Below are 23,337 nucleotides of genomic sequence, written 5' to 3' on the forward strand. Positions count from 1 at the left end.
GCGGCGCCTCGACCAGCGGCGCGAGTACCCACGGCAATTCCTGGCCCGGCCGGCCACATGTGTTTGTGCAGGGGGGGCCTGGAAGCAGGCCCCCCTGCTGGACTGGAACTGGAGACCAGATGCCCCGCGTTCTCGTGCTGGAGGATGATGAGAAGCCATCGGCGAAACCCTCTCCTACCTGCTACGCAGGGAGGGCTTCGAGACCGGTGTCGCCATCACTGGTCCGAATGCACTGCAGCAGTTCCACAGCGACGGGGCCGACCTGATCCTCCTGGACTGGGTCCTGCCCGGCCTCTCCGGACTCGAGGTGTGCCGCGAACTGCGCCACATCTCAAACGTCCCGGTCATCATGGTCACCGACAAGGTCGAGTCCACGTACAAGAAGGACGGCTGCTCCCCGCACCCGCAGGGGATGGTCCCGAGATCGGCACGGTGTTCGCGCCGGCACCCGCCTGCTCCCCGCACCCGCGAGGCCTGCGTCCATGGAGAAGACGGTCGCCGGCCGCAACTGCTCCCCGCACCCGCGGGGGTCCCCGGTCAGACGCACCGCGTGCCGGTGGACGCGTGGTCACGGAAGAGCTCGCGGAACGCCTCGGGTTCGCCTGCCCGTATTCGGGTGTGCAATGAGTAGTCCACGTCAAGCTTTGTCCGGACGGCAGGGCAGGTTCCCGTGGCGTGCGTCACACGGTCAGGAAACATGGGGCTCCGCTGGGTAGTCCGTGACCGGGCGCAGCGCACCACGCTGCGGGGTCGACGACAAGAGCCGTGCCGGTGCTCTCGTCCCAGGTCTCGACAGCCACGGTGCGCCCGATCGCGGACTCCGTGCCGTTGAAGATGGCGAGCCAGCCCGTCAGGTTGAAGTAGCGCATGGGCAACATCGTCTCCCACACTCAACGTCGCCGTCTGGCCGGCCGCTTGTAGAAGGCACCTCGGCTACACCGGCTTTAGGAGATCGGCGGTCTCGGCGTACACCTCCGGTTCTCCCGGCCGGCGGACAACGACGTTGCCGAGCAGCGCCATCCAGCCTCCGGGAAAGAGCGCGTCGTGCGCTCGCTGCCAACCAATCGACGGGTCGACCCAGGGCCACGCCGACGCACCCACGAGGACATCGAAGCGTCCACCGCGGTCGTCCCACTCCTCAAACGTCGACGTCTCGACTTCGACCTTCCGGAAGGTGGCGATCCGTTGGCGAGCGAGTGCAGCCATTTCCGCTCCTGGCTCGATGGCGGTCACTGAGCAGCCGAGCACTGCCAGCGAACGCGTCGCCTGACCGCTACCGCAGCCCACCTCAAGCACCGACGACCTTTCGTCCCTGCCGGTGACGGTGACGAGGTCCGCGAACAACTCGTCAGGATATCCCGGCCGAACCCGGTAGTTGAGCTCCGGCACCTCGTTGAATACCCGTCCGAGGTCACGTTGATTCGGGCTTGTCATCGCACCATCCTGCCGAGACGTCGCCGACGTGCCGAACCCGGGAAAGGACCGGCGAAGCGCTGCACAATCCCGACCCCAACTCTGCACCTTTGTTCGGTAGTTGCGAGTCACATCACACCGTTCGGTGACGCCATTCACCTCGGCCGACGGCGCCAGGATCTGGGTGAAATACGGGATCGGGTAATCCTGCGACGGGACGGTGTGGCGCGCCACGTCAGCGTGCCGGTATGGGGGCCGTGGTTTTGGGATTCCTGTCCTGTCGGCCAGAGCACTGCGTCAGCAAGGCATCCGACAGTGCGGAGAGCACGCACGTGGCTCAGACCAGGCCGGATGAGGTTACCGGCCAGGAGAGGGTGATGGTGCGGATCGCGTCGGTGAGCGGATCGAGGCCAGCCCGACAGGCGGCTCCTTCGGGACGGGACACACGTAATTCCTGACGGTCCACGTCGCGCTGACAGTGTCGCGGCGGCGTGCGGGCGACGCGTGTCGCTAATGAGACATGTCGCAGGTACGACACCCGGCACTAGTGACGCTTCAGGCACTGTTAGCCAATCCTTTCGGAGGGTTTTACCTCTAGCCGTACGCATCGTGTTTTTTACAGCGCAGTAATCGCCCCCACAGCGGCCACATATGGCCTATCCACGCCGTCAGTTCCAACCGAGCAGCGCCGAACGCCCCCTACCCAAGCTGTTCGCCGGCCGCCATCCAGTGGCCGCCGCAGAAGGAGTCCGAGTGAGACGATCCCCTCGCAAGTCGGTTGCAGGCGCGCTGATAGCTGGCGCAACGGTGCTCGCTGTCACCGCGTCGTCCGGCACCGCGATGGCCGGTACGCCCCAGGCACACGCCAGTGCGGTCCGGGTCCAGCCCCGGGCAGGCGCACTGCCCGTCCAGCTCTCAGCCGCGGAGCAGGCGAGGCTCCTCGGAGCGGCTCTGGCGGACCGAGCGGCCACCGCCCGGTCGCTGCACCTGGGAGCACAGGAACAGCTGGTCCCCAAGTCGGTCCTCAAGGACGCCGATGGCTCCGTGCACACCCGCTACGAGCGCACCTTCGCGGGACTCCCGGTCCTCGGCGGCGACTTGATCGTGCACACGGCTGCCGACGGGACCTCGAAAGGGGCCGACAAGGCCACCAACGCGCGCATCAGCGTGCCGAGCATCACCGCGACCCGTTCCGCCGCTTCGGCGAAAACCCTCGCGATCGGCCGCGCCAAGGCCAAAGGGGCCACCAGCCCGACGGTAACCAGCTCCCGCAAGGTGGTCTGGGCGGCCTCCGGAGCCCCGGTCCTGGCCTGGGAGTCCGTGGTCGGCGGTCTACAGCACGACGGCACCCCGAGCCGGCTGCACGTCATCTCGGATGCGAAGACCGGCGTCAAGCTGTTCGAGTATCAGGGGATCGAGACCGGCGCCGGCAACAGTGAGTACAGCGGCAAGGTCACCTTGGGGACCACGCTGTCGGGCTCGACGTACAGCATGACCGACAACACCCGTGGCGGACACAAGACGTACGACCTGAGCCACGGCGGCTCGGGTACCGGCACCCTGTTCACCAACTCCACCGACACCTGGGGGGACGGCTCGCCGTCCAACGCCGAGACCGCCGGTGTGGACGCCGCTTATGGCGCGCAAGTCACCTGGGACTTCTACAAGAACGTGATGGGCCGCAGCGGCATCCGCAACGACGGTGTCGCTGCCTACTCCCGCACCCACTTCGGCGTCGGCTATGAGAACGCCTTCTGGGACGACGGCTGCTTCTGCATGACGTACGGTGACGGCGCCGGCGACAACCACCCGCTGACCTCAGTCGATGTCGCCGGCCACGAGATGAGTCACGGCGTCACCGCCGCCACGGCGGGTCTGGTGTACGGGGGTGAGTCCGGTGGTCTCAACGAGGCGACCTCGGACATTTTCGGCACGTCGGTCGAGTTCTACGCCGACAACGCCAGCGATGCCGGCGACTACCTCATCGGCGAGAAGATCGACCTCTACGGTGACGGCACCCCGCTGCGCTACCAGGACAAGCCCTCGCGGGACGGTATTTCGCCGGACAACTGGTCCCCCAGCCTCGGCAATCTGGATGTGCACTACTCCTCCGGCCCGGCGAACCACTTCTTCTACCTGCTGTCCGAGGGCAGCGGCGCGAAGGTGATCAACGGCGTCAGCTACAACAGCCCCACCGCCGACGGTGTGGCGGTGCCCGGCATCGGCCGGGAGAACGCCGCCAAGCTCTGGTACAAGGCCCTGACCGAGCGCTTCACCTCCACCACCGACTACTCGGGCGCCCGTACCCAGACCCTGCAGGCCGCCGCCGACCTGTGGGGCGCCGGCAGCGCCACCTACAAGACGGTCGCCGACACCTGGGCCGCCATCGGCGTCGTGGCCCGCGTCACGGTCACCAAGCCGGCGGACCAGAACACGGTCGTCAAGACCCCCGTGAGCGTGCAGGTCCAGGCGGGTAGCAACAATCCCGGAGCGCTGACGTACTCCGCCACCGGCCTACCGGCGGGTCTGTCGATCAACGCGACCACGGGCCTGATCTCCGGCACGCCGACGGGTGTCGGCCTCAGTACCGTGACGGTCAAGGCCACGGACTCCTTCAAGGTCGCCGGCTCGGCGACCTTCGGCTGGGGTGTCTCCACGGCCGGCGGCAACGTCTTCACGAACACCACCGACGTGCAGGTCCCGGACGCCGGCGCGGCCGTGTACTCCCCGATCAAGGTCGCCGGCCGGGCGGGTAACGCGCCGAGCACCCTGGCGGTCGGCGTCAACATCGTGCACCCCTACCGCGGTGACCTGGTCGTCGACCTGGTCGCCCCGGACGGCAGCCTCTACCACCTGAAGAAGTCCAACGGCTTCGACTCGGCCGCCAACGTCGTCGCCACCTACACCGTCAATGCCTCCGGTGAGACCGCCAGCGGCACTTGGAAGCTGAAGGTTCAGGACGCGTACCACCTGGACAGCGGCCACATCAACAGCTGGAAGCTCACTTTCTGAGCGGTGCCTCGTCCCCAGCCGGACAGTGCTGGGGATTCCAGCCCGACCATTCCAGCCATACGAGAGGTATCTGACCCATGCTCAAATTCCGCCTGAAGGCGGCAATATCAGCGGGATTGATGCTGGTTGCCGGAGCCGTGCCAGCCGCGTTCGGGGCGCAGCCGGACCGCACCGGGACCGCCACCCCGCCCACCGCCGCGCCGGCGGCCCACTCCGCGACCGTACGGCTGGTGACTGGCGACCGGGTGACCGTGACGACGCTGCCCGGCGGCCGGCACACCGCGTCGGTGCAGCCCGGCCCCGGACGCGAGCACGTCCCCTTCCGGACGCTGGAGGGGGACGACAAGGCACTGACCGTGATGCCGTTCGACGCCCAAGGGCTGGTGTCCGCAGGAACCCTCGACCGACGCCTGTTCGATGTGACGGCCCTGATCGCCGATGGCTACGACGAGGCGCACACCACCGCGCTGCCACTGATCGTCTCCTCGCAGCCGGTACCGTCACGGGCCGGAGCCAGAGTCACGGCGCAGGCGTCGAAGGCCGCCACGGCCACGGCCGACCGGCTCGTGGCGCTCAAGGCGGCCGCGACCCCCTCTCGCGACCTGGAGAGCATCCACGCGCGATCGCTGCGGATCGCCGACCACGACCTGGGCACGTTCTGGAAGACACTGAACCCGGGCGGATCCTCGGACGCCGCCCGCGCGGCGGTCACCCCGCGGATCTCACTGGACGGCAAGGTGAAGGCGCTGCTGGACCGCAGCACCGCGCAGATCAACGCCCCCACCGCGTGGAAGGCGGGCTACGAGGGCCAGGGCGTCAAGGTGGCCGTGCTGGACACCGGCGTTGACGTCACTCACCCCGACCTCGCCGGGCGCATCACGCAGGCCAAGGACTTCTCCGGCAGTGGGAACACCGGTGATCACTTCGGCCACGGCACGCACGTCGCCTCGATCGTCGGCGGCAGCGGCGCGGCGTCCAGCGGGACCCGCCGCGGTGTCGCCCCCAAGGCCGACCTGCTGATCGGCAAGGTCCTGGACGACAACGGCTTCGGCGACGAGTCGGGCATCATCGCCGGCATGGAGTGGGCGACCGACGAGCACGCCAAGGTCGTCAACATGAGCCTCGGCGCGTCCATCGAGACCGACGGCACCGACCCGCTGAGCGAGGCCGTCAACACCCTGACCGCCTCCACCGGCACGCTCTTCGTCGTCGCGGCGGGCAACGACGGCCCGGGGACGTCCACCGTCGGCACGCCGGGCGCCGCCGACGCCGCGCTGACCGTGGGGGCCGTCGACCGTGACGATTCCCTCGCCCCCTTCTCCAGCCGGGGCCCGCGCTTCGGCGACGGGGCGGTCAAGCCCGACGTGACGGCCCCCGGCGTCGGCATCGTCGCCGCCCGCGCGGCCGGCACCACCCTGGGCGACCCGGTCGACGCCAACTATGTCTCGCTGTCCGGGACCTCCATGGCCACCCCGCACGTCGCCGGCGCCGCCGCCCTGCTGGCCCAGCAGCACCCGGACTGGCAGGCGCAGCAGCTCAGGGACGCCCTGACCAGCACCGCCCACGTGGTGCCTGGCACCAAGGTGACCGAGCAGGGTGGCGGTCGCATCGACCTCGCCACGGCCATCGGCGCGGTCACGGCCACCGGCTCCGTCACCCTGAACCCGCTGTACATCGGCGGCGCGGCCCGGCAGCAGCAGACCGCCACCATCCACTACACCAACACAGGCGATCAGCCGCTCACCCTCTCCCTGACGGCCGGCCTGGCCACCGACACCGGCAGAGCGCTCCCGCCCGGAGTGGTCAGCCTCGGCTCCAGCACCGTACAACTGGCCGCCGGGGCCACCGCCGACGTGCCGCTGCGCACCGACGCAACGCACGCCGTCCGCGGCAACTTCTACGGATACGTCACCGCGAAATCCGCGGCCGGCGACGTGGTGGCGCACACCACGGTCTCCCTCGTGGTGCACGCCCCGCAGCACCGGCTGACCGTGGTCGTCCGGGACCGCAACGGCCAGGTCGTGCCGGGCGCGCTGCCGAACATCTGGAGCCCCGCCGGCTGGGCGCAGTACACCGACAGGGACGCGGCGGTCGCCGTCGTCGAAGAAGGCACGTACTACCTCAACTCAGGTTTCTACGAAACGACTTCGGACGGTGACCAGGTGGGCGACGTCGTTGTCCCCGAGGTCAAGGTCACCAAAGACACGACGGTGACGCTGAACGCCGCCGATGTCACGGAGGTGAAGATCCGCACACCGCGCCCCGCCGAGCAGCACGGCGTCATCAGCACCATGCTGTACCGCCAGATCGACGGTCACGGCCTGCTCCAGGGCGCCCTGTACTTCGACACCGTCAATCATCTCTACGTCAGCCCCACCGCTCCGGTCACCGACGGTGCCTTCGAGTACACCTCGCGCTGGCAGATGACGGCCCCGCAGCTGCGGGCGAAGATCTCCGGCAGCTCGGAGGGATTCACCCCGTACTACGAGCCGTTCTCCCCGGTCTTCGGGGACCAGGGCGCGCGGCTGACCGCCGTGGACGCCGGGTCGGTGACGGCGCCCGATCTCCGCAATGTGCGCGGCAAGCTGGCCGTGGCCCGATACTCCTGGCCCACGGGCGACTATGCCGGGTTCTCGCGGCTCGCGGCTGCGGCCGGGGCGAAAGCGGTGCTCTTCGCCTGGGAGCCGGCCGGAGGCGCCGCCTGGACCCGGTGGCAACCGGACGGTGACCGCCTGGAGCTGCCCTCGATGCGGACCAACTGGAAGAACGGGGGCGCCCTGCTGGATCGCATCAAGAAGGGCACCACGACGCTGGAGTTCTCCGGCACGGTGCACAGCCCGTATCTGTACGATGTGATGCCGGTCTCGAAGGGCTCCATCCCCCAGCAGATGGTCTACACCGTCTCGGATCGCAACACCGCGCAGGTCCGCGCCACCTACACCCGCACCGGCGCCTCGACCTGGGCAAGCGAGCAGCGGTTCGGATGGCGGCAGTACCAGGACACCGCGTGGAACCAGTACAGCCGCTACGTGCCGGTGGGTCAGGAACGCCTCGAGTACGTCAGCAGCGACGCGGACACGCTGTGGAACCACACGGTGCACCACAACGTCGTCTGGAACGTCGACTTCGCCCTGCACGCCGGGTCGCAGGACTCCCCGCACACCTACCGGCCCGGTCAGCACGCCACGGAGCGATGGTTCGGAGCGGTGGTCCGCCCCTCGATCCCGCGCGGCTTCGCCCTGAAGTCGGTGCGCAACGGCGACACCCTGTCGGTGTACGTGCCGGAGTTCAACGACTCCGGCACCGGACACTGGTCGTTCTCCGAGTTGCCGGCCTTCGGCGGCGGCGTCGGCGGCGAAGGCGGCACCAGCACGGCCACGGCGAACAACAGCGGGCTCGACACGGTGCCCGACACCGCCACAGCGGTGCTGTACCGCAATGGCAAGCAGATTACCGCGTCCAACAACGGCGCCTGGGGCAACTTGGAGGTGCCCCCGGGCAAGGCCACATACAAACTGGACCTGACGACGGCGCGCGAATCGGACGACTGGCACTTCGCCACCGACACGCACACGTCGTGGACGTTCCACTCGGACACCGCGGCCCGCGCGACCATGCTGCCCCTGCTCCAGCTCGACTATGTCGTACCGGTCGACGCCAAGAACGCGGTGGACCGGGCGCGCACCCACAAGGTCGGCTTCAACGTCCGCATGCAGGACGGGATGCCCGCCCCGCGAGGGGTGAAGCTGAAGGTCGAGGCGTCCTACGAGGACGGGAAGAACTGGACAACGGTGCACGTCGCGCGGCGCGGCAGCGACGGGCAGTTCATCGCCAAACTCCTGCGGCCGTCGTACATACACGGCGACGCGTACGTGACACTGCGGGTGACCGCAACGGACGCGGCCGGCGACAGTATCCAGCAGACCGTGGTCCGCGCATTCCTGCAGCGCGGCCCCAAATGAGTCGCCGGCAACCACCGGTGACGCGAACCGTCCCGGCCTAAGCGCGGCGGGTGCCAGGGCCTTCGGACCCTGGCACCGCCGCGTCGTCTGGCGACGCCCAGGACGCTCGGCGAGATCACCCCGGCAGGCATCGGCACGGGATCATCCGCCACCATCAGCAGCGCCAAGTCGACCGCGTTCGCCAGCGCCTGCACACTGGCCTCGTTTGGGGTAGGTGTTCGACCTCTTCGAGACCACCGCCGTGAAGTACGCGATCCTCGCCCGGCAACTCCTATTCGAACCAATCCGGCGGCGGGGAGCGCAGCGCTGGCCACAGGCTGCTCGGTGAGGCGTCCGGCGAGGGCGGTGCGGGCGGACTGCCCGGCGCCGATCGCGAGGATCAGCCATGCGTACGCCTCGCGCGAGCGGGCAGCGGACCGCGCGGGCCTCATGAGCGCGGGCCGTCCGACTGCCCGGCAGGAGGCGTTCCTGCGGGCGATCCGGGATGTCATCGCGGACACCGGGGATGCCCCCACGGTCGGGGAGATCGGGCAGCGCGTCGGACTGTCCAACTCGGGATCGGTCGCCTACCAGCTCGGCCGCCTGGAGAAGCTCGGCCTGATCAGCCGCAACGGACGGCACTGGCGCTCCTGCCAGCTCGCCGGACGAGGAAGGCTGGCCCCGGGGGGTTGCCGGACCGCCAGACGGAACCTGGCCGGTCAGCCCGCCGCAGAGGGGGCGGAGGGCGGCGCGAACCGGCTCGGATCCTGCAGGTTCTCACGCTGACGGCGTATGCGTGCCGGTGTCGGGGTGGCGCAGCAGGGAGGGGCGGGACCGGCAGATCGTCGGCCCGGAATGGCGGGGGAGAGGTAGCCGCGGTCGAGGGCGGCTTTGATCCACCTTCACGGTGGGCTCGGGCCGGTCGAACTCCTCTGCCAGGCGCCGAGTGAGGCCGGGGCCGCTTGCTGCCTAGCGGAGGTAGGCGTGGGCGGTCTGGGACAGTGCATTCGCGTTTTCCAGGGCTTCCAGGGAAGCCGGGCTGATCTCAAGGTCGGGCTGCCGCCGGCCGACCCAGGACCGTGACGCCTTCCTCCCTCCAGGACTGGTCGGCGAGTTCGGCCTGGGACCGGGCGATGATGATCTGGCCCAGGGGGATACGGCGCAGTACGTCACTGGTGATAGGCACGGGTACGGGAGACGGGAGGTCTTCCTCGTCCTGCCCACACAACAGCTTTCCGCCGGTGCTTCGGCGTCATCAGGGTCTCTTTTGCCTCTTAATAAATAGGAGTATATGCTCTTAAATGCCGGATGGGGCCGTTTCCCCGTCGGCGCCACTCACCCACAACCCGGCCGACGGCCGGACTATCGACGGAGGGACAACATGTCGAACACGGAGAACGGCAACAGTGGGGGCCTGAGCTACTACCCGTGGTGGCTGGACAAGCTGGCCGACAATGTCACCGGGAACGGCTCGTTCATCGACAACGGTCCCATCCAGGGCCCCGAGGCCGTCCGCTCGGTCGTGACCGCCGCCCGCGAGCTTTACGAATTCCAGGACTTCACCTACACCGGCGACTACGGCGACAACGGCTTCATCGAGGAGTACACCACCCAGGTCCAGGGCGAGACCCTCCACGTCGTCGTCACCGTCGCCCGCAACGCCGCCGGCGAGTGCGAGCAGCTCGTCGTGAACCACCGGCCGCGCAACGCGATGCTGCTCTTCTCCCGCGAGATGCACAAGAAGTTCGCCGGCACCCCCCTCGCCAAGCACTTCCTCGCCGACGAGTCCTGAACCGATGGCGTCACCGATCATCCCGGCCCTCGCCAGGGCCGGCCAAGGCATCGCGACGGTAGGCCTTCAGGCCTGACACAGGCCGGGCCGCCGCCGCGGTTGCGGTGGGGGACGCCTGCCGCATCGGCGTCCCACCCCACCAGCACGCCTCCGACACCGCCCGCATCGCCGTGACCGGCGCATCCACGCGCCAGTTCAACCCCCATCCAGGACCTGCCTGGCGCAGCCTGTAGCCCAGTCGTCCGTCTCCACCCCCGTTGTCCCGGCCAAGCTGCCGCTGAAGGAGATAGCCCCATGGGTGATCGTCATCGGCATCCTCATGCTGGTACTGCTCTACTTCGTGGCGCCGAGCAGGGCGCCATTTCCGTCGTCAGCGGCGCGGGCGTCCATGAGTGACGAGGACGCCGTGCCCCATGGAATCCGCACCCGTGAGGAATTCCCTCGTTCGAGGCATGCTCGCCGCCTGGCCGCAGGTGTGCTCGCCCTCGTCGTCGCCTCCTTTCTCGGCGAGCTGAGCGTCGACAGCTCCGTCGGCTCCGAAGAGGCTCATGCCGCGCCCCGCGAGCACGAGGTCGAGATCGTAAGTCGCCACCTGCAGCTGCCCGGAGACTTACCTGCCACGCTGCTGTGGCGCTTGCGACTCTCGGCCGTGGCCATCCACGCGACCATCTGGGGCGCGTTCGCACTCGTCTTCGGAGAGCTGACGCAACGGGCGCTCGAACCGCCGCTCCGCCCCCGAAAGCGCACCCGGTGACGGTTTCCAGCGCCGGCTGACGCATCACCGGTGGTAGCCCCCCGGAACCTGCCCGGGGGTCTGCCACCTCCGTGGCACGGGCCCGCCGATCCCTGGACGCGCCCCCTCTTCGGCACTGCCGGGAGCGCCGACAGCCAGGCGCACCGTGGATGCAGAGTCCGCAGACGAACACTGCATCCCCCGGCCTTGGATGAGTGCGCGGGTGACAGCGGGCGCGGATTCACCGTGGGCACCGCCGACCAGGTCGTCCGAGACGTCCGCCGACCGTGCACCACGCTTGCGTGGGCGCGCTGGGCTCAGGCCCTGCGGAGGGCTCTGGGAATCGTGGCCCTACTCGGCCCAGGGCTCGAAGCCGGTCTCGAGGACGGCTCCGAGGGACGCGCGCAGTCGAGCCGCGTCGGCATCCCCGAACGTCTCCTCGAACCGGGCCTGCACCGCCCGCCACAGGGGCAGCGCCTCCTGGACCCGGGACAGTCCTTCCGGCGTGAGCGTGACAATCCGCGCGCGGCGGTCGACCGCCGACGACTCGATGGTCACCAGACCCTCACGGGCAAGCGGCTTCAGGTTCGAGGCCATCGTCGTACGGTCCATGGCGATCACCTCGGCAAGGCCGGTGATCGTCGTCTCCCCGTACGCACTGAGCTTCTGCAGGATGCTGAACTGCGTCCCGCGCAGACCGACCGGCGCGAGGGCCTTGTCGTAGGCCGCTCCGAGATACCGCGCCGCCTTGCGCAGCGCCAGGTTGTTGCACAGGGCTGCGCCATCCATCGATACAGCGGCCATCGTCGCCTCCAGAAAGTCTCCCACTCATTATATGAGCAAGTGCTCATACAGGCGAAGGGGCTTCATCACACCCGGTGCGCGACACTCACTGCGCCTGACGCCAGAGCGCCGATGGCGACGGCTGGGCCAAAAGGCGAAGCCCGGCCCGGCGAGGAGCAGCCGTACGAAGGATTCTGGCGGTCCTGGGCGCATCCGGGCACCAGCGGCCTTTAATCAACCCCGCTACCAACTTCAGCGCCTTGTGGATGGGTTTCGTGCAGAGCGGTGGCCGGTCTCTCGACTGATGGCTGAAGCCCCATGAACGGCCGGGCGGCTCGCCCGGCGTCCCCGCGCTACTGTCCGAACGCGTGATAAGTGAGTCGAGATTATCGTGGGCGCCCCCGACAGCGCCCTCGCCTATGACCGCCAGATCACACGCGTGGCACCCGCGGGGTGGGCAGCCAGGTCGTACCGGGCGCGGTGGCGTGCGGGGCGCCCCTCAGGCGAGGTGCTCGCGGAACCACTCGACGGCGGCGCTGCTCGCCTTGTCGAACTGGGTGGTGTACGGGTCGAAGTGGCCGCCCGGGATCGTCCGCAGCCGCTTGGGCTCCAGCGCGCGCTCGTAGGCCGCGAGGGCCAGGTCGGTCACGGTGACGGTGTCGTTGAGCGCGACCACCATGAGCAGCGGTGTGGGCGAGACCCTGTTGACCCAGATTCCGGGCTCGTACATGCGCGCGGCCCGGGTGGAGCGGACCGTGACCTCGTTCTCCCACACACCGTCGGGCTTGGGCTGGAGGTAGAAGTCGATGGCTTCCTGTGTCCGGTAGGACGCGGGCACCGTCGGGTCGCTGCTGACGATGGCCAGGGTGCGGGGGGCCTTGCCACGCAACTGGGCGCGCTCGTCCTCGGAGAAGCTTTCCTCCAGGACCGCAACGGCCTCGGGGACGATACGGCGCCGGCCCTGTTCGAAGCCGCTGATGGTCGGCACCTGGGAGACCACGGCCCGCAGCCGGCGGTCGGTCGCGCCCAGGACGATCGCGTGGCCGCCGGCGTAGCTGGTGCCCCACAGGCCGATCCGCTCCGGATCGACCTCGGGGAGGCTCTCCAGGAAGGAGATGGCCCGCCGCCAGTCGGCGATCTGCCGCCATGGGTCGACGTCCTGGCGCGGCTGGCCGTCGCTCCCCCCGAAGCCGCGGTGGTCATGGACCAGGACGACGAAACCGTTCTCGGCGAAGGCCTGCGCGAACGGCTCGAGTCCGTGTTCCTTGACCCCGGCGTAGCCGTGGGCCATGGTGATCGCCGGATGCGGACCCGGGCCGTCCGGCAGGAAGAGCCATCCACGCAGCTGTACCGCGCCGTCGGCCTTGAACTGGACATCCTTGCGCTGAATCATGGAACAACCTTCTGAATAGGCAGGGCCTTCAGCCCTGGTGGAAGTAGTCGGCGTCGATCTCGCCGGCCAGCCGGGTACGCAGTTCCGCGGAGAAGCGGAGCACGCTGCCCAGCGGCCGGTGGTGGATGGCGGCTCGGAAGATCTGGCCGTCCGCATTCTTGGTCAGGATGGTGACGCCCTCGATCGGCAGGCCGCCGAACGCGGTGGCCTCCCACTCCAGGTAGGTTCGCGGGCCGTCGACGGTCTCCCGGGTGAAGCGGAGCGACTCGTAGATCACGCTCGCCGCGCCCATCACCTTCTTCACCTGGTCGCGGCCTTCCACCGGGCGGGTTACGACGCTCGCTTCCAGGACCACGTCCTTGGTGAACGCCTCACCGAACGCGGTGGCGGACTTCTGCGCGAAGGCGTTCGTCCACCCCTGCGGGCGGGAGGTGTTCGCGGCGGGGGCGCTGTCGGTGCCGTGGGCCTCGGCGAGGAGGCGGTCGAGGTGGGTGGCGACGTGGGCCGCCTGCTCGATGTGGGCCCAGTGGCCGGCTTCGGCCACCGATACCGCTGTCATGGCGGTGAAGCGGGGCGCGATCGCGTCGTTGACCATGTCCTCGGTGACGAACCCGTCGCCCTCACCGCGGAGGATGAGCACCGGGCCGGCATAGCTGCTCGGCCCTTCGCCGTGAGGGTGGCCGGTGTTCCAACAGTCGGCGAGGGCGCGGACGACCTCCGGACGCAGATGCCGCCCGGTCGCCACCAGCCGGTCGAGCTCGGCCTCCGGGAACGCGGCGGACAGCTGTTCGCGTACGCCCCGCTGCCCGTCCGCGTCGCCGCCCAGCGAGCGGAACTGTTCGATCATCTCGTCGGGCAGGTGTACGCCCGCGAGGGGGACCGGGGTCACCAGCATGAGTCCGCGGGCCCGGTCGGGTCGCTGCACCGCGACCAGTTCGGCCACGGCGGCGCCCATGCTGTGACCGACGATCACAAAAGGCTTGCCGAGGGCGTCGACCACCCCGCCCGCCTCGTCGGCGAACCGGTCGTAGTCGTAGGGCCCGTCCACCGCGTCGCGGTCGCCGCAGCCGGCCAGGTCGAGTGTGACGCACTCGATGCCGGGTGTGGTGAGCTGGGGGATCAGGCGGTCCCAGGCGTACTGGTCGTCGAGGAAGCCGTGGACGAACACCACGGCCAGGTCTCCGTCGCCGGTGCGCCGATACCGTACGTCGGTGTCGGCGACGCGTTCCGTCTTCATGTATGTCCTCACTGTCCGGGAGCGGACGTCGCCCCGGAAGGGGACCGGTCCTGGCTTTCGATGGGGAAGTCGGTCGGACGGCAGCACCGGTGGTTGCGACGCTCCGGCGACGACGGCCGTGCACCCGCGTCGGGACCGCGCCCGGCCTGCCCCGGTCTCCGGGCTGCTCCGGTCTCCGTCGGACAGGCCCTGGCCGACGGCCGGGGCCGCGGGGTTCACCAGCGCGGAGTCCCTTCGGCCAGCTGCAGTTCGCCCCTTCCGAACGAGAAGCTCTCGTTCGGGACCGGGATCAGGGCGATGAAGATGTCGTCGGGCGAGACACCGAGCGTCTCGACGACCAGCCTGTTGATGGCCGCGGTCACTGCCCGCTTGTCCTCCAGGGGCCGGTGGGTCCCGAGGAGAACCGTGATGATCATGGCGTCTGAGCTGCGCTGCATGCCCATAAACGTCGGGTCTAGGAACAGTTCGTCCTCGCCGTGTTCGCTGATCATGATGAAGCGGTCGCCCTCGGGGATGCCGAGCCCCTGCACCAGCGACTGGTTGAGCGCGTCGGCGAGCGCACGCTTCTGCTGCGACGAGAAGCGGTTGGCGGGGATGTGGGCGTTGAAGACCGGCATGGGGGCTCCTTCGGGGAGTGCGGTGTCGGGTTGCCCGATCGTTCGGAGGGCCTGATCCAGGCCCCGTGGGTACGGTGCTGCCGCCCTGGGTATCCGCGGCGCACGGCGCGAGCCTGCGCGGCGCGGATGCGGTCGGGGTGGGCGTCGGTGCCGTCAGGCCTTGGTGGCTCCGGAGGGGGACCACTCGGCGCTGTCCACCGGCGACCATCCGTCCGGGCGCTCGTCGAGGCGGTGGCTGCGCTTGCCCAGACGCTCGCTCAGTACGTCCGCCGGCAAGGGCGTGACGAACGCGTTGTCGGCCAGGGTGTACTCGGCGGCGAGGCGGCCGACCGCTGGAATTGCCGCGGTGTCGATCCGTCCGTTCTGGGCGTAGACGTCGTCCCGGATGTGGAAGCGCACGACCTTGCCCCAGACGACGTGGTCGTTGACGTCGCCGACCTGGATGATCCGGTCGAGCGTGCATTCCATAGCGATCGGGGCGTCTTTCACACGAGGCACCTTGACCACTTCACAGGCCTCTTTGGTCAGGCCGACCTCATCGAACTCGTCCTGGGAGCTGTCGAACTCGATCGCACTGCGATGCATCTCGTGGGCCTGCGGAAGCGTGACCAGGTTGGTGACGAACTCACCGCTGTCCCGAATGTTGACGAGCGTGTCCTTCAGCGTCCCGTCCGACCGCGGCTGCAGGGTCAGGGACACTATCGGGGGGATCCGGCTCACTACGGTGAAGAACGAGATCGGCGCCAGATTGGCGACACCGGATGACGACAAGGTGCTCACCCAGCCGATCGCGCGCGGTGTGACCGCCCCGATGAGGAGCTTGTACGCGGACGTCGCGTCCAGTTCGTCGCTGTTGATGATCACGTTGATAGCCTCTCTGGCGTGCACGGCTGCATCCCGCCGGTGAAGGTGCGGCTGGTGCGGGCTGGGGACGGGGCAGCGGGGCCATGGGTCAGCCCGGTGTGTGGCACGAGACCGCTGGCGCCCCGCAACGGCTCGGCGCCGGTGAGCCGTACGCGTTCTCGGGGCCGCCCAGGGTTTGCTCCGCGATCAGCGTCACGGTATGGATGGGGTTTCCTTGGGGGGGGAGGTGCGCCGCGCCGTCGCGGTCGCGGGATCAGTTGGCTGCGGAGGGAAAGAACTCAAGGCCCTCGAGCACGTCGCGCCCCTTGGCGGTGTCGGCGTACAGCCGCGCCTCCGTGATCAGTCCGTCGGTCACGGCGAACAGCAGGAGGTGCTCGTTCTCCATCGTGCGGCCGTTCTTCGCCTTCGCTCGGGCCCGGACGGGGACCACCACGTGCGACCCGGCGTCGAGCACCGTGTGCAGGTCGTAGTTGAAGGTCTCGTAGTAGTGGTCGAAGAGGTCCTTGTAGAAGGCCACGAAACCCTCCCGCCCGTGGAACGTCCCGCCGTAGGGCAGTGAGGTGGGGAAGTGGAAGACCACGTCCGGCGACATCAGAGCCACCAGGTCGGACGAGTCGTTCTTCTCGAATCCGGTGTAGGCGCGGTGGCAGGCATCAACAATCGCCTGGTTGCTCGACATGCTTCCTCCATGCTCGTGGCTGAGTGCGGTGCTGGGTGAACATGCGTCCACCCACCTCGGTTTCCGTCCGGTCGTACGCGGAGGGACCGGAGGCAAGGGGGCGGGCCGATCGGCTCGTGAGACGCGCGGCGGGCCGGAAGTCTGACGGGGCTCGGGTGGTCACCGAGCGGCTTCGCGGGCCGAGGGTGCGGTAGTGCCTGCCGGCGGCCCGATGTCAGCTAAGTTCCCATTTGGAACTCAGGAAGTCAAGGGCTGGGTTCCAAATGGCGACCCTGGGGATATCCTGACGATATGGAGTGGCGTGAACTTGATCTGGGCAATTGCAGCGTCGCCGCGGCCCTGGGACTGATCGGCGAGCGGTGGACCCTGCTCATCCTGCGCGAGGTCTTCGCCGGGCTGCACCGCTTCGACGAGATCGCGGAGCACCTCGGGGTCTCCCGTCGCGTCCTGACCGAACGCCTGGGGCAACTCGTCGACGCCGGCCTGCTGGAGCGCCGGAGCTACCACGAGGCCGGACAACGCGCGCGCCAGGAGTACCACCTCACGTCGCCCGCCCACGACCTGCAGTGGATTCTGGCCGCCCTCCTGCAGTACGGAGACACCCATCTCGGCGGCCCGGAGGGCCCGCCGACACTGCTGAACCATGCCGGCTGCGGCGGCCAGGTGCACGTCGAGTTGCGCTGCTCCTGCGGGCAGGAGGTCTCCGGCTCCGACGTGGTGCCGATTACCGGCCCCGGCGCCGTCAGCACGTCCCCCTGACGGCAACCCGCTCCTCGATCACTCCCGCATCCCGGCCGCACAGGGCGACAGGCAGCCTCGGCGTTCCCGCCGGGGTCCGGGCCCGTTGGCCCGCATCGGCCCGGTCGCGCTGCGGCCGGTCGGATCCGGACAGTGTGCGATGACACGAAAGAGGGTCGTCGCACCGAACATCCGTGAGCATGGCAGGCATCGCAAGATGATGTCCCTTTCGGCCAGAGCACTGATACATCGAGCGCCTTTCAGGGGAAACCGATCCTCGGAAACAGCAACTCCCCTTCAGTGCACGCAACTTCGATGAACGACGAGGGAGATCGCCCCAGCTGCCCAGACATTCTCCGAAAGAAGTAAAGTGGTTGTGCACATGTCGTTCGTGTGCCGCAAGGAAGGCGATTCCGAGGATGCCCTGGACTGCGACCGGCCGATACAACCTGGAGCCGGCCCCGGGCGGGCTGGCATTTGTCCAGGACCTGCTCAACACGATCTCCGCGGGCAAGCCGCGCGTCCCCGATCTCCTGGAGGACGTCGAGGACGCGCGGACGTGGCTCGCCCAAGCCTTCGCGAACTGGAGCGCCGAGACCGGCCAGCCCACACCCGTGGTCGAGATCACGGCAGAGGACCTGCAGGAATTGCGCGACTTCCGACACGACCTGCACCGGCACCTGCAGCCAGCGGGAACGGACACCTCGCCGAAGCCGCACCCGGTGGGCACGCCGACGGCCGCGCAGAGCGCCCTCCGGCTCGACGCGGACGGGCACATCCGCGCCGAGGCGCGGGGCAAGGGATGGCGCCAGGTGGCATCCCTCGCCATGATCGAGGCGTATCAGGCCCAGTGCACCGACTCCCTGCGCCGCCTCAAGAGCTGCCGGAACACCCGCTGCACCGTCACCTTCTTCGACCGCTCCCGGAACAACAGCGGCGTCTGGCACGACGTCCGCGTCTGCGGCAACGCGGCGAACCTGCGCAACCACCGCGCCCGTAAGCGGGCGACCGCCGACACCGCCTGACCAACCGCCCCGGAGCCGGCCCGCCCCGGTCCGTCGCCAACCTCGGACAACACCCGTGGGGGAGACACGGATGCCCGCCGCCATCGGCGGGCTCCGCCGCGCCGCACACGCCACAGCGCGCCCTTGGCACGGCATTCATTCGTACGGCGCCGCGCCGATCCGCCCAGGGCCGGGACGCAGTCGCGAACGGGCGGGCGTTCCGCATGCCTGCTCCGGATCCGGCCGCACAGCGATGGCCCCGCACGGGGCGGCGGCACCGCTCGGCCGGGCCGGCGTTCGGGTTGGAACCCGGCGCCCAGGCGCATGAACGGGAGCATGCGCCCGTCGGAGGTGTCGCGGCGTCCCCGGAGATCCACCGCCGCGGAAGAACGCCCCCATCCATGCCTGCACACAGCACGCAGGAGGCGTCCGGTCGTATCCGCGGACGCCGGAGAGTCGGCGGCGGACGGCCGCCGCATCCGGACTCCGTCCGGGGCCCCGGTTCGCCCGAGGCCGTTCGCCCGAGGGGCGAGGGTGACTCCTCCGCAACGGGAGTTGACATAACCAAACGTGTTACGCTTATTTCTTGAGGGTTATACGAAAAGGTCCTGCCACCCCACGCTCGGGCGAGCGTCGGCGGAACACCTTCGACGAGCAGGCCATGCCGGTCCACCACGGTGCCGGGCGTACCGCAGCCGCCGGATCAGACCATCTCAACTGCCCACCCAGACATGTGCCCGGCTCGCGACCCGGCCACGGAGCAGACGGTCGCGTGAGCCACATTCCGCCCCTGAAGGAGGCACCATCATGACCGCATCCGCATCCACTTCCCTGGCGTACGAGGTTCTCGTCCAGGAGGGGACGCCCCGGGCCGGCGGCGAGCGGCTGCCCAACGGTGAAGGGCTCGTCTCCTCGCCCCTAACGTCGACGCTGATCTTTGGGGACGAGGACGCCGTGCTGGTCGACCCGCCTCTCACCATCGAGCAGACACAGCGGGTGGGCGACTGGATCGAGCGCTCCGGCAAGCGCCTGGCCTACATCTACGCCACCCACGGGCATGGCGACCACTGGTTCGGCACCGCCGATCTCGTGAAGCGGTTCCCCGGCGTCACCGTCTACGCGACCCCCGGAACCATCGAGGTCATGCACAAGCAGGCCACCGAGGGGCGCGAGGAACTGTGGGACAAACGCTTCCCCGGTCTGATCCCCGACACCCCGGTCCTGGCCCAGCCCGTCCCCGCCGAGGGCTTCCTGCTGGAGGGCAACCTCATCGAGGCAGTCGAGGTCGGTCACACCGACACCGACAAGACCACGGTCCTGCATGTGCCGTCGATCGGCCTCGTGGTGGCCGGCGACGTCGTCTACAACGGCGTGCACCAGTACATCCTCGAAGGCGGCGGCGGCGGCCTGCAGGAATGGCTCCTGGCCCTCGACCGCGTCGCCGCGCTCCAGCCGCGCTCCGTCGTGGCCGGTCACAAGAACAAGGACCTGCCCGACGACCCGGCCACCATCGAGGAGACCCGTCAGTACCTGCTCGACGCCATCCGGCTGCTCGGCCAGAACCCCACCGCCCGCGCGTACTTCGACCAGATGACGACCCTCTACCCGGATCGACTCAACCCGGGCCCGGTGTGGTACGGAGCGGTCGGCCTGCTCGGAGCCTGACGGAACGAGGGGAACACGAGCCCGACACGGGCCGCGCGGCGCCTCCCACCTGCGGGCCCTCGCCGACGCCGGGAACATGCGGATCCTGTCCGCGACCGCACGTCTTAACCGGGGGCGCTGGTTCGTGTCGTTGCAGGTCGAGGAGAAGCACGAGCTGGTCAAGGTTGCCCGTCCGGACACGGCGGTCGGTATTGACCTCGGCATCAAGACCCTGGCAGTCCTTGCGGACAGCGACGGTGTCCTTGGCGCAGAACCCAACCCACGCCACCTCGACCGCGCGCAGAAACAGCTGCGTCGCGCCAGCCGTGTCGTCTCGCGTCGGCATGGCCCCGACCGGCGCACCGGGCAGCAGGCCTCCCGCCGCTGGGAGAAGGCCAGTCAGGCGCGGAATAAGATCCATCACCGGGTCGCGAACCTCCGCGAGGACACCCTCCACCAGATGACGACCCGCCTCGCCTGCGAGTACGGCACGATCGTCATCGAAGACCTGTGCGTCGCCGGAATGGGCCGCAACCGGCGCCTGTCCCGCCGCGTCGCGGACGCCGCGTTCGGCGAGATCCGACGCCAGCTCACCTACAAGACCCGCCGGCGTGGCACGCGACTCATCGTCGCCGACCGCTGGTACCCCTCCTCGAAGACCTGCTCCCGCTGCGGTGCGGTGAAAACCAAACTGCCCCTCAGCATGCGCATCTTCGAGTGCGACAACTGCGGCCTCGTCCTTAACCGGGACGCCAACGCCGGACACAACCTGGTCGCCCTCGCGGCCCGCACCACAGGTACCGGAGTGGCCGGAGACCTGGACAACGCCGTCGAGGCGGAGTCGAAGCCCCGTGGAGCCGACCGGAAGACCCGCGTCACCCGCCCGCGCCGCAAGGCCGGGACGGGGCGGGCAGGTGGCGCGATCCCCAGCCCCGGGCCGGGAAGGAAACGGGAGACCGCCAACAGGACACCGGCGCGCAACTCGCGCTCTGATGACCCGTTACAGACCATTCCGGTGGAAACCTCGGGATTGCTGAGATCGCTTGATGATCAAAGCAACGGCCGTCCAGGAATGACGTGGGCCGGACGTGGACCACCGGCAGGCCCGACCAGTCGAACACCTGCTCCGCGAGCCAGTGCAGTCGCTGCTGGTGCGACTCCGCGGTGCTGGTGGCGGTCATCTGCGACACCGTCATCTGGGAGAGGTCGACCAGGGCGTCCAGTTCCCCGTGCTCGCGCGCGACGGAGGCCACCACCGTGGCCGCCAGCAGGTGGTCCGGCGACACACGCATCGCGAAGTACATCCGCGTCACGCCCCGCAGCGCGGCCGCCACGGTCTCGGGCCGATTCAGGTCGCCGATGACGACCTCCGCGCCGAGCCTCTGCGCAGCTCGGCGGCTCGCTCGTCCTCGGTGCGGACCATGAACCGCACCGGCACGTCCTGTGCACGCAGCTGTTCGAAGACCGTGCGGCCCACGCCACTGGCGCCGGGGATGAGAACGAGATTGCCGGCAGCCATCAGTTGTCGTCCTTGGTGAGTGATCGGATATCCGAGTTGTGGCTCAGGATTCGTCCTCGGCGAGGAAGTGGTCGGCGACGGGGGTGCCGGCGAACTTCTCGTGCATGAGGCGGGAGAAGAGCAGCATCGCGTTGCGCGGGCGGTGCAGTACCGCGAGGTCCTGGGCCTGCCCGGCGGCGTTGCGGGTGACCGTGACGACGACCTTCAGGGGCTCGCCGTGAATCGAGGAGTCGTAGATCTCGAGGAAGCCGTCGTCGCCGAAGTCGCCGGTGTAGCTGAAGTCCTGGTGCCCGTACAGTTCGCGGGCCTTGACCACGATGGAGCGGACCGTCTCGGCGCCGCGCGCAGTGCCGTTCATCGCCGCGCCTTCCAGGGTGGCGTCGTCGGCCAGGTTGTCCAGCCACCATGGGTAGTAGCTGAGGCCCTGACGGTCGACATCGCCGTTGCCTGCGTTCTGCATGTCGTGTCTCCTTCGAAGATCCCGGCCAAAGGCCGGATGGTGGGGGGTGGTCCGCCGGGGCGGGGCAGCCCCGGCGACACATAGGAGTATATCCTCGTATTTTACTTACGGGCAAGCGGGACGCCCGGCCGCAGGTCCGCCGGGTCACGCCGCCAGTCCTTGCCTCGGAGCCATTGCGAGCATATGCTCCTAAATGTTTCGGGGAAGCCGCTGCCTGCACGTCTGAGCCGGCGGCCCGGCGCGGCGGAATCTTCCGAGCGCACTGCCCAGTGGGGTCAATCGCCTCGACGGCGCCTGCTCTCCCGCCCCCGTCGCACCGACATTCCAGAGGGTGCAAGGCCACATGGCTGCGCCCCGTGCATTGTTCAAAGGAGCCACACCATGACCGTTGTGAGAGCTGCTGCAGTCCAGATAAGTCCCGTGCTCTACAGCCGCGCGGGCACCGTCGAGAAGGTCGTGAAGAAGATCCGGGACCTGGGCGCACAGGGCGTCCAGTTCGCCGTCTTCCCCGAGACCGTCGTCCCCTACTACCCCTACTTCTCCTTCGTGCAGCCGCCCTACGCCATGGCCAAGGAGCACCTGCGCCTCCTCGAAGAGGCGGTGACGGTGCCGTCCGCCGAGACCGACGCGATCGGCGCGGCAGCCCGCGAGGCGGGCGTGGTCGTCTCGATCGGCGTCAACGAACGTGACGGCGGCACCATCTACAACACCCAGCTGCTCTTCGACGCGGACGGCACGCTGATCCAGCGCCGGCGCAAGCTCACGCCGACCTACCACGAGCGGATGATCTGGGGCCAGGGCGATGCTTCGGGACTGCGCGCGGTGGACAGCGCCGTCGGCCGTATCGGCCAACTCGCCTGCTGGGAGCACTACCTGCCGCTGGCTCGCTATGCCCTGATGGCCGATGGCGAGCAGATCCACGCCGCGATGTACCCCGGCTCCTTCGGCGGCGAGCTGTTCGCCGAGCAGATCGAGGTGAACATCCGTCAGCACGCGCTGGAGTCGGCCTGCTTCGTGGTCAACGCCACCGCCTGGCTCGATGCCGGCCAGCAGGCGAAACTCGCCGAGGACACCGGCGCCCCAGCCGCTGCGATGTCCGGCGGCTTCTTCACCGCCATTGTCGACCCCGAGGGCCGCATCATCGGCGAACCGCTCACGTCCGGCGAGGGCGAGGTCATCGCCGACCTGGACTTCGAGCTGATCGACCGACGCAAGCGCCTGGCGGACACGCGCGGCCACTACAGCCGCCCGGAACTGCTCAGCCTCGTGGTCGACCGCACGCCGGCACCCCACCTCCGCGAGCGCGACGCCCACGCCGGAACCCACTCCTTCACGGCACCCGGTGAAGACCGCACCACCGACACCCAGTGAGGCGTTGCACACCTGACTGACCCGAAGACGGCAACGGCGCCGTCCGTAGGGTTCGCGGCCCCGGGGCGTCCCCATGAGGGGGCCTGGTCACAGGAGACCGGGCCCCCGGCGCCAGGCCGGTGGACCTGCCGCAGAAC

20 protein-coding genes and 4 pseudogenes are annotated in these 23,337 nt (G+C 69.0%); 12 read left to right on the top strand and 12 right to left on the bottom strand.

Annotation, left to right across the window (positions count from 1 at the left end; all coding sequences use genetic code 11):
- Window positions 1–119: 119 nt before the first annotated feature.
- Window positions 120–364: pseudogene (locus OHA03_RS34340) on the top strand (response regulator); the annotation flags it as partial.
- Between the two features lie 316 nt (window positions 365–680).
- On the opposite strand, the gene OHA03_RS34345 reads toward OHA03_RS34340, so the two are convergent.
- Together OHA03_RS34345 and OHA03_RS34350 are read right to left on the bottom strand one after the other, a co-directional pair.
- Window positions 681–869 carry a hypothetical protein gene (locus tag OHA03_RS34345; protein ID WP_267007563.1) on the bottom strand — a complete coding sequence of 63 codons (189 nt, stop codon included), beginning with the start codon at window positions 867–869 and terminating at the stop codon, window positions 681–683.
- A gap of 64 nt (window positions 870–933) precedes the next feature.
- Window positions 934–1,434 (bottom strand): bifunctional 2-polyprenyl-6-hydroxyphenol methylase/3-demethylubiquinol 3-O-methyltransferase UbiG, encoded by a 501-nt coding sequence (locus OHA03_RS34350; protein WP_267007564.1) that lies wholly within the window; start codon window positions 1,432–1,434, stop codon window positions 934–936.
- Between the two features lie 732 nt (window positions 1,435–2,166).
- Here OHA03_RS34350 and OHA03_RS34355 point away from each other — a divergent pair.
- The 3 genes from OHA03_RS34355 to OHA03_RS34365 all read left to right on the top strand — a co-directional run bounded on the left by OHA03_RS34355 (window position 2,167) and on the right by OHA03_RS34365 (window position 9,152).
- Complete coding sequence (locus OHA03_RS34355) at window positions 2,167–4,425, top strand: M4 family metallopeptidase (protein WP_267007565.1); 2,259 nt, start codon at window positions 2,167–2,169, stop codon at window positions 4,423–4,425.
- 77 nt (window positions 4,426–4,502) lie between these two features.
- Window positions 4,503–8,387 carry a S8 family peptidase gene (locus OHA03_RS34360; RefSeq protein ID WP_267007566.1) on the top strand — a complete coding sequence of 1,295 codons (3,885 nt, stop codon included), beginning with the start codon at window positions 4,503–4,505 and terminating at the stop codon, window positions 8,385–8,387.
- 324 nt (window positions 8,388–8,711) lie between these two features.
- On the top strand, window positions 8,712–9,152 hold the full coding sequence (locus tag OHA03_RS34365) for a LexA family transcriptional regulator (RefSeq protein WP_267007567.1): 441 nt from the start codon (window positions 8,712–8,714) through the stop codon (window positions 9,150–9,152).
- Window positions 9,153–9,411: 259 nt separating this feature from the next.
- Here the strand turns inward: OHA03_RS34365 and OHA03_RS34370 are convergent, their stop codons facing one another.
- On the bottom strand, window positions 9,412–9,552 hold the full coding sequence (locus tag OHA03_RS34370; RefSeq protein WP_267007568.1) for a hypothetical protein: 141 nt from the start codon (window positions 9,550–9,552) through the stop codon (window positions 9,412–9,414).
- A 195-nt stretch (window positions 9,553–9,747) separates the two neighbouring features.
- On the opposite strand from OHA03_RS34370, the gene OHA03_RS34375 reads away from it, so the two are divergent.
- The 3 genes and pseudogenes from OHA03_RS34375 (at window position 9,748) to OHA03_RS34385 (ending at window position 10,912) form a co-directional block, all read left to right on the top strand.
- Complete coding sequence (locus tag OHA03_RS34375; protein ID WP_267007569.1) at window positions 9,748–10,158, top strand: hypothetical protein; 411 nt, start codon at window positions 9,748–9,750, stop codon at window positions 10,156–10,158.
- A gap of 217 nt (window positions 10,159–10,375) precedes the next feature.
- Window positions 10,376–10,554 (top strand): annotated as a pseudogene (locus tag OHA03_RS34380) (CbtB-domain containing protein).
- The gene (locus tag OHA03_RS34385; RefSeq protein WP_323181299.1) at window positions 10,547–10,912 is read left to right on the top strand and encodes a hypothetical protein; all 366 of its coding nucleotides are present in this window, start codon (window positions 10,547–10,549) and stop codon (window positions 10,910–10,912) included. Before OHA03_RS34380 ends, OHA03_RS34385 begins: the two are co-directional and overlap by 8 nt.
- Before the next feature lie 330 nt (window positions 10,913–11,242).
- Here the strand turns inward: OHA03_RS34385 and OHA03_RS34390 are convergent, their stop codons facing one another.
- The 6 genes and pseudogenes from OHA03_RS34390 to OHA03_RS34415 all read right to left on the bottom strand — a co-directional run bounded on the left by OHA03_RS34390 (window position 11,243) and on the right by OHA03_RS34415 (window position 16,464).
- The gene (locus OHA03_RS34390) at window positions 11,243–11,695 is read right to left on the bottom strand and encodes a MarR family winged helix-turn-helix transcriptional regulator (protein WP_267007570.1); all 453 of its coding nucleotides are present in this window, start codon (window positions 11,693–11,695) and stop codon (window positions 11,243–11,245) included.
- A gap of 478 nt (window positions 11,696–12,173) precedes the next feature.
- Window positions 12,174–13,076: pseudogene (locus tag OHA03_RS34395) on the bottom strand (alpha/beta hydrolase); the annotation flags it as partial.
- 19 nt (window positions 13,077–13,095) lie between these two features.
- Complete coding sequence (locus tag OHA03_RS34400) at window positions 13,096–14,304, bottom strand: alpha/beta fold hydrolase (protein ID WP_267007571.1); 1,209 nt, start codon at window positions 14,302–14,304, stop codon at window positions 13,096–13,098.
- Window positions 14,305–14,519: 215 nt separating this feature from the next.
- On the bottom strand, window positions 14,520–14,921 hold the full coding sequence (locus tag OHA03_RS34405; RefSeq protein ID WP_267007572.1) for a tautomerase family protein: 402 nt from the start codon (window positions 14,919–14,921) through the stop codon (window positions 14,520–14,522).
- Window positions 14,922–15,074: 153 nt separating this feature from the next.
- Window positions 15,075–15,785 (bottom strand): flavin reductase family protein, encoded by a 711-nt coding sequence (locus OHA03_RS34410; protein ID WP_267007573.1) that lies wholly within the window; start codon window positions 15,783–15,785, stop codon window positions 15,075–15,077.
- A 253-nt stretch (window positions 15,786–16,038) separates the two neighbouring features.
- Window positions 16,039–16,464, bottom strand: a complete 426-nt coding sequence (locus OHA03_RS34415) for a nuclear transport factor 2 family protein (RefSeq protein ID WP_267007574.1) — start codon at window positions 16,462–16,464, stop codon at window positions 16,039–16,041.
- A 291-nt stretch (window positions 16,465–16,755) separates the two neighbouring features.
- Here OHA03_RS34415 and OHA03_RS34420 point away from each other — a divergent pair, with 291 nt between their 5' ends.
- The 4 genes and pseudogenes from OHA03_RS34420 to OHA03_RS34435 all read left to right on the top strand — a co-directional run.
- Entirely contained in the window at window positions 16,756–17,223 is a 468-nt protein-coding gene (locus OHA03_RS34420; protein WP_267007575.1) for a helix-turn-helix domain-containing protein, read from the top strand.
- Between the two features lie 398 nt (window positions 17,224–17,621).
- On the top strand, window positions 17,622–18,227 hold the full coding sequence (locus OHA03_RS34425; RefSeq protein ID WP_267007576.1) for a CGNR zinc finger domain-containing protein: 606 nt from the start codon (window positions 17,622–17,624) through the stop codon (window positions 18,225–18,227).
- 786 nt (window positions 18,228–19,013) lie between these two features.
- Complete coding sequence (locus tag OHA03_RS34430; protein ID WP_267007577.1) at window positions 19,014–19,871, top strand: MBL fold metallo-hydrolase; 858 nt, start codon at window positions 19,014–19,016, stop codon at window positions 19,869–19,871.
- 76 nt (window positions 19,872–19,947) lie between these two features.
- A pseudogene (locus tag OHA03_RS34435) lies at window positions 19,948–20,613 on the top strand (RNA-guided endonuclease TnpB family protein); the annotation flags it as partial.
- 112 nt (window positions 20,614–20,725) lie between these two features.
- Here OHA03_RS34435 and OHA03_RS34440 read toward each other — a convergent pair.
- Genes OHA03_RS34440 through OHA03_RS34450 form a run of 3 tightly spaced genes read right to left on the bottom strand, consistent with a single transcriptional unit; the run spans window position 20,726 to window position 21,829 of the window.
- Window positions 20,726–21,184: a hypothetical protein gene (locus tag OHA03_RS34440; protein ID WP_267008291.1), complete on the bottom strand. Its 459-nt coding sequence runs from the start codon at window positions 21,182–21,184 to the stop codon at window positions 20,726–20,728.
- Window positions 21,185–21,198: 14 nt separating this feature from the next.
- On the bottom strand, window positions 21,199–21,369 hold the full coding sequence (locus tag OHA03_RS34445) for a hypothetical protein (protein ID WP_267007578.1): 171 nt from the start codon (window positions 21,367–21,369) through the stop codon (window positions 21,199–21,201).
- 43 nt (window positions 21,370–21,412) lie between these two features.
- Entirely contained in the window at window positions 21,413–21,829 is a 417-nt protein-coding gene (locus OHA03_RS34450; RefSeq protein WP_267007579.1) for a hypothetical protein, read from the bottom strand.
- Between the two features lie 381 nt (window positions 21,830–22,210).
- On the opposite strand from OHA03_RS34450, the gene OHA03_RS34455 reads away from it, so the two are divergent.
- Entirely contained in the window at window positions 22,211–23,200 is a 990-nt protein-coding gene (locus OHA03_RS34455) for a nitrilase-related carbon-nitrogen hydrolase (protein WP_267007580.1), read from the top strand.
- Window positions 23,201–23,337 lie beyond the last annotated feature (137 nt).

Origin of the sequence: Streptomyces sp. NBC_00154, from assembly GCF_026342835.1 — a bacterium.
GTDB lineage: Bacteria > Actinomycetota > Actinomycetes > Streptomycetales > Streptomycetaceae > Streptomyces.

Bases quoted from the DNA above. Each gene is read 5' to 3' on its own strand.
- OHA03_RS34420 (WP_267007575.1), top strand. From the start codon at position 16,756: ATGGAGTGGCGTGAACTTGATCTGGGCAATTGCAGCGTCGCCGCGGCC.
- OHA03_RS34445 (WP_267007578.1), bottom strand. From the start codon at position 21,369: ATGGCTGCCGGCAATCTCGTTCTCATCCCCGGCGCCAGTGGCGTGGGC.
- OHA03_RS34345 (WP_267007563.1), bottom strand. From the start codon at position 869: ATGCGCTACTTCAACCTGACGGGCTGGCTCGCCATCTTCAACGGCACG.
- OHA03_RS34350 (WP_267007564.1), bottom strand. From the start codon at position 1,434: ATGACAAGCCCGAATCAACGTGACCTCGGACGGGTATTCAACGAGGTG.
- OHA03_RS34390 (WP_267007570.1), bottom strand. From the start codon at position 11,695: ATGGCCGCTGTATCGATGGATGGCGCAGCCCTGTGCAACAACCTGGCG.
- OHA03_RS34450 (WP_267007579.1), bottom strand. From the start codon at position 21,829: ATGCAGAACGCAGGCAACGGCGATGTCGACCGTCAGGGCCTCAGCTAC.
- OHA03_RS34385 (WP_323181299.1), top strand. From the start codon at position 10,547: ATGAGTGACGAGGACGCCGTGCCCCATGGAATCCGCACCCGTGAGGAA.
- OHA03_RS34405 (WP_267007572.1), bottom strand. From the start codon at position 14,921: ATGCCGGTCTTCAACGCCCACATCCCCGCCAACCGCTTCTCGTCGCAG.
- OHA03_RS34455 (WP_267007580.1), top strand. From the start codon at position 22,211: ATGACCGTTGTGAGAGCTGCTGCAGTCCAGATAAGTCCCGTGCTCTAC.
- OHA03_RS34360 (WP_267007566.1), top strand. From the start codon at position 4,503: ATGCTCAAATTCCGCCTGAAGGCGGCAATATCAGCGGGATTGATGCTG.
- OHA03_RS34415 (WP_267007574.1), bottom strand. From the start codon at position 16,464: ATGTCGAGCAACCAGGCGATTGTTGATGCCTGCCACCGCGCCTACACC.
- OHA03_RS34425 (WP_267007576.1), top strand. From the start codon at position 17,622: ATGCCCTGGACTGCGACCGGCCGATACAACCTGGAGCCGGCCCCGGGC.
- OHA03_RS34375 (WP_267007569.1), top strand. From the start codon at position 9,748: ATGTCGAACACGGAGAACGGCAACAGTGGGGGCCTGAGCTACTACCCG.
- OHA03_RS34430 (WP_267007577.1), top strand. From the start codon at position 19,014: ATGACCGCATCCGCATCCACTTCCCTGGCGTACGAGGTTCTCGTCCAG.
- OHA03_RS34400 (WP_267007571.1), bottom strand. From the start codon at position 14,304: ATGAAGACGGAACGCGTCGCCGACACCGACGTACGGTATCGGCGCACC.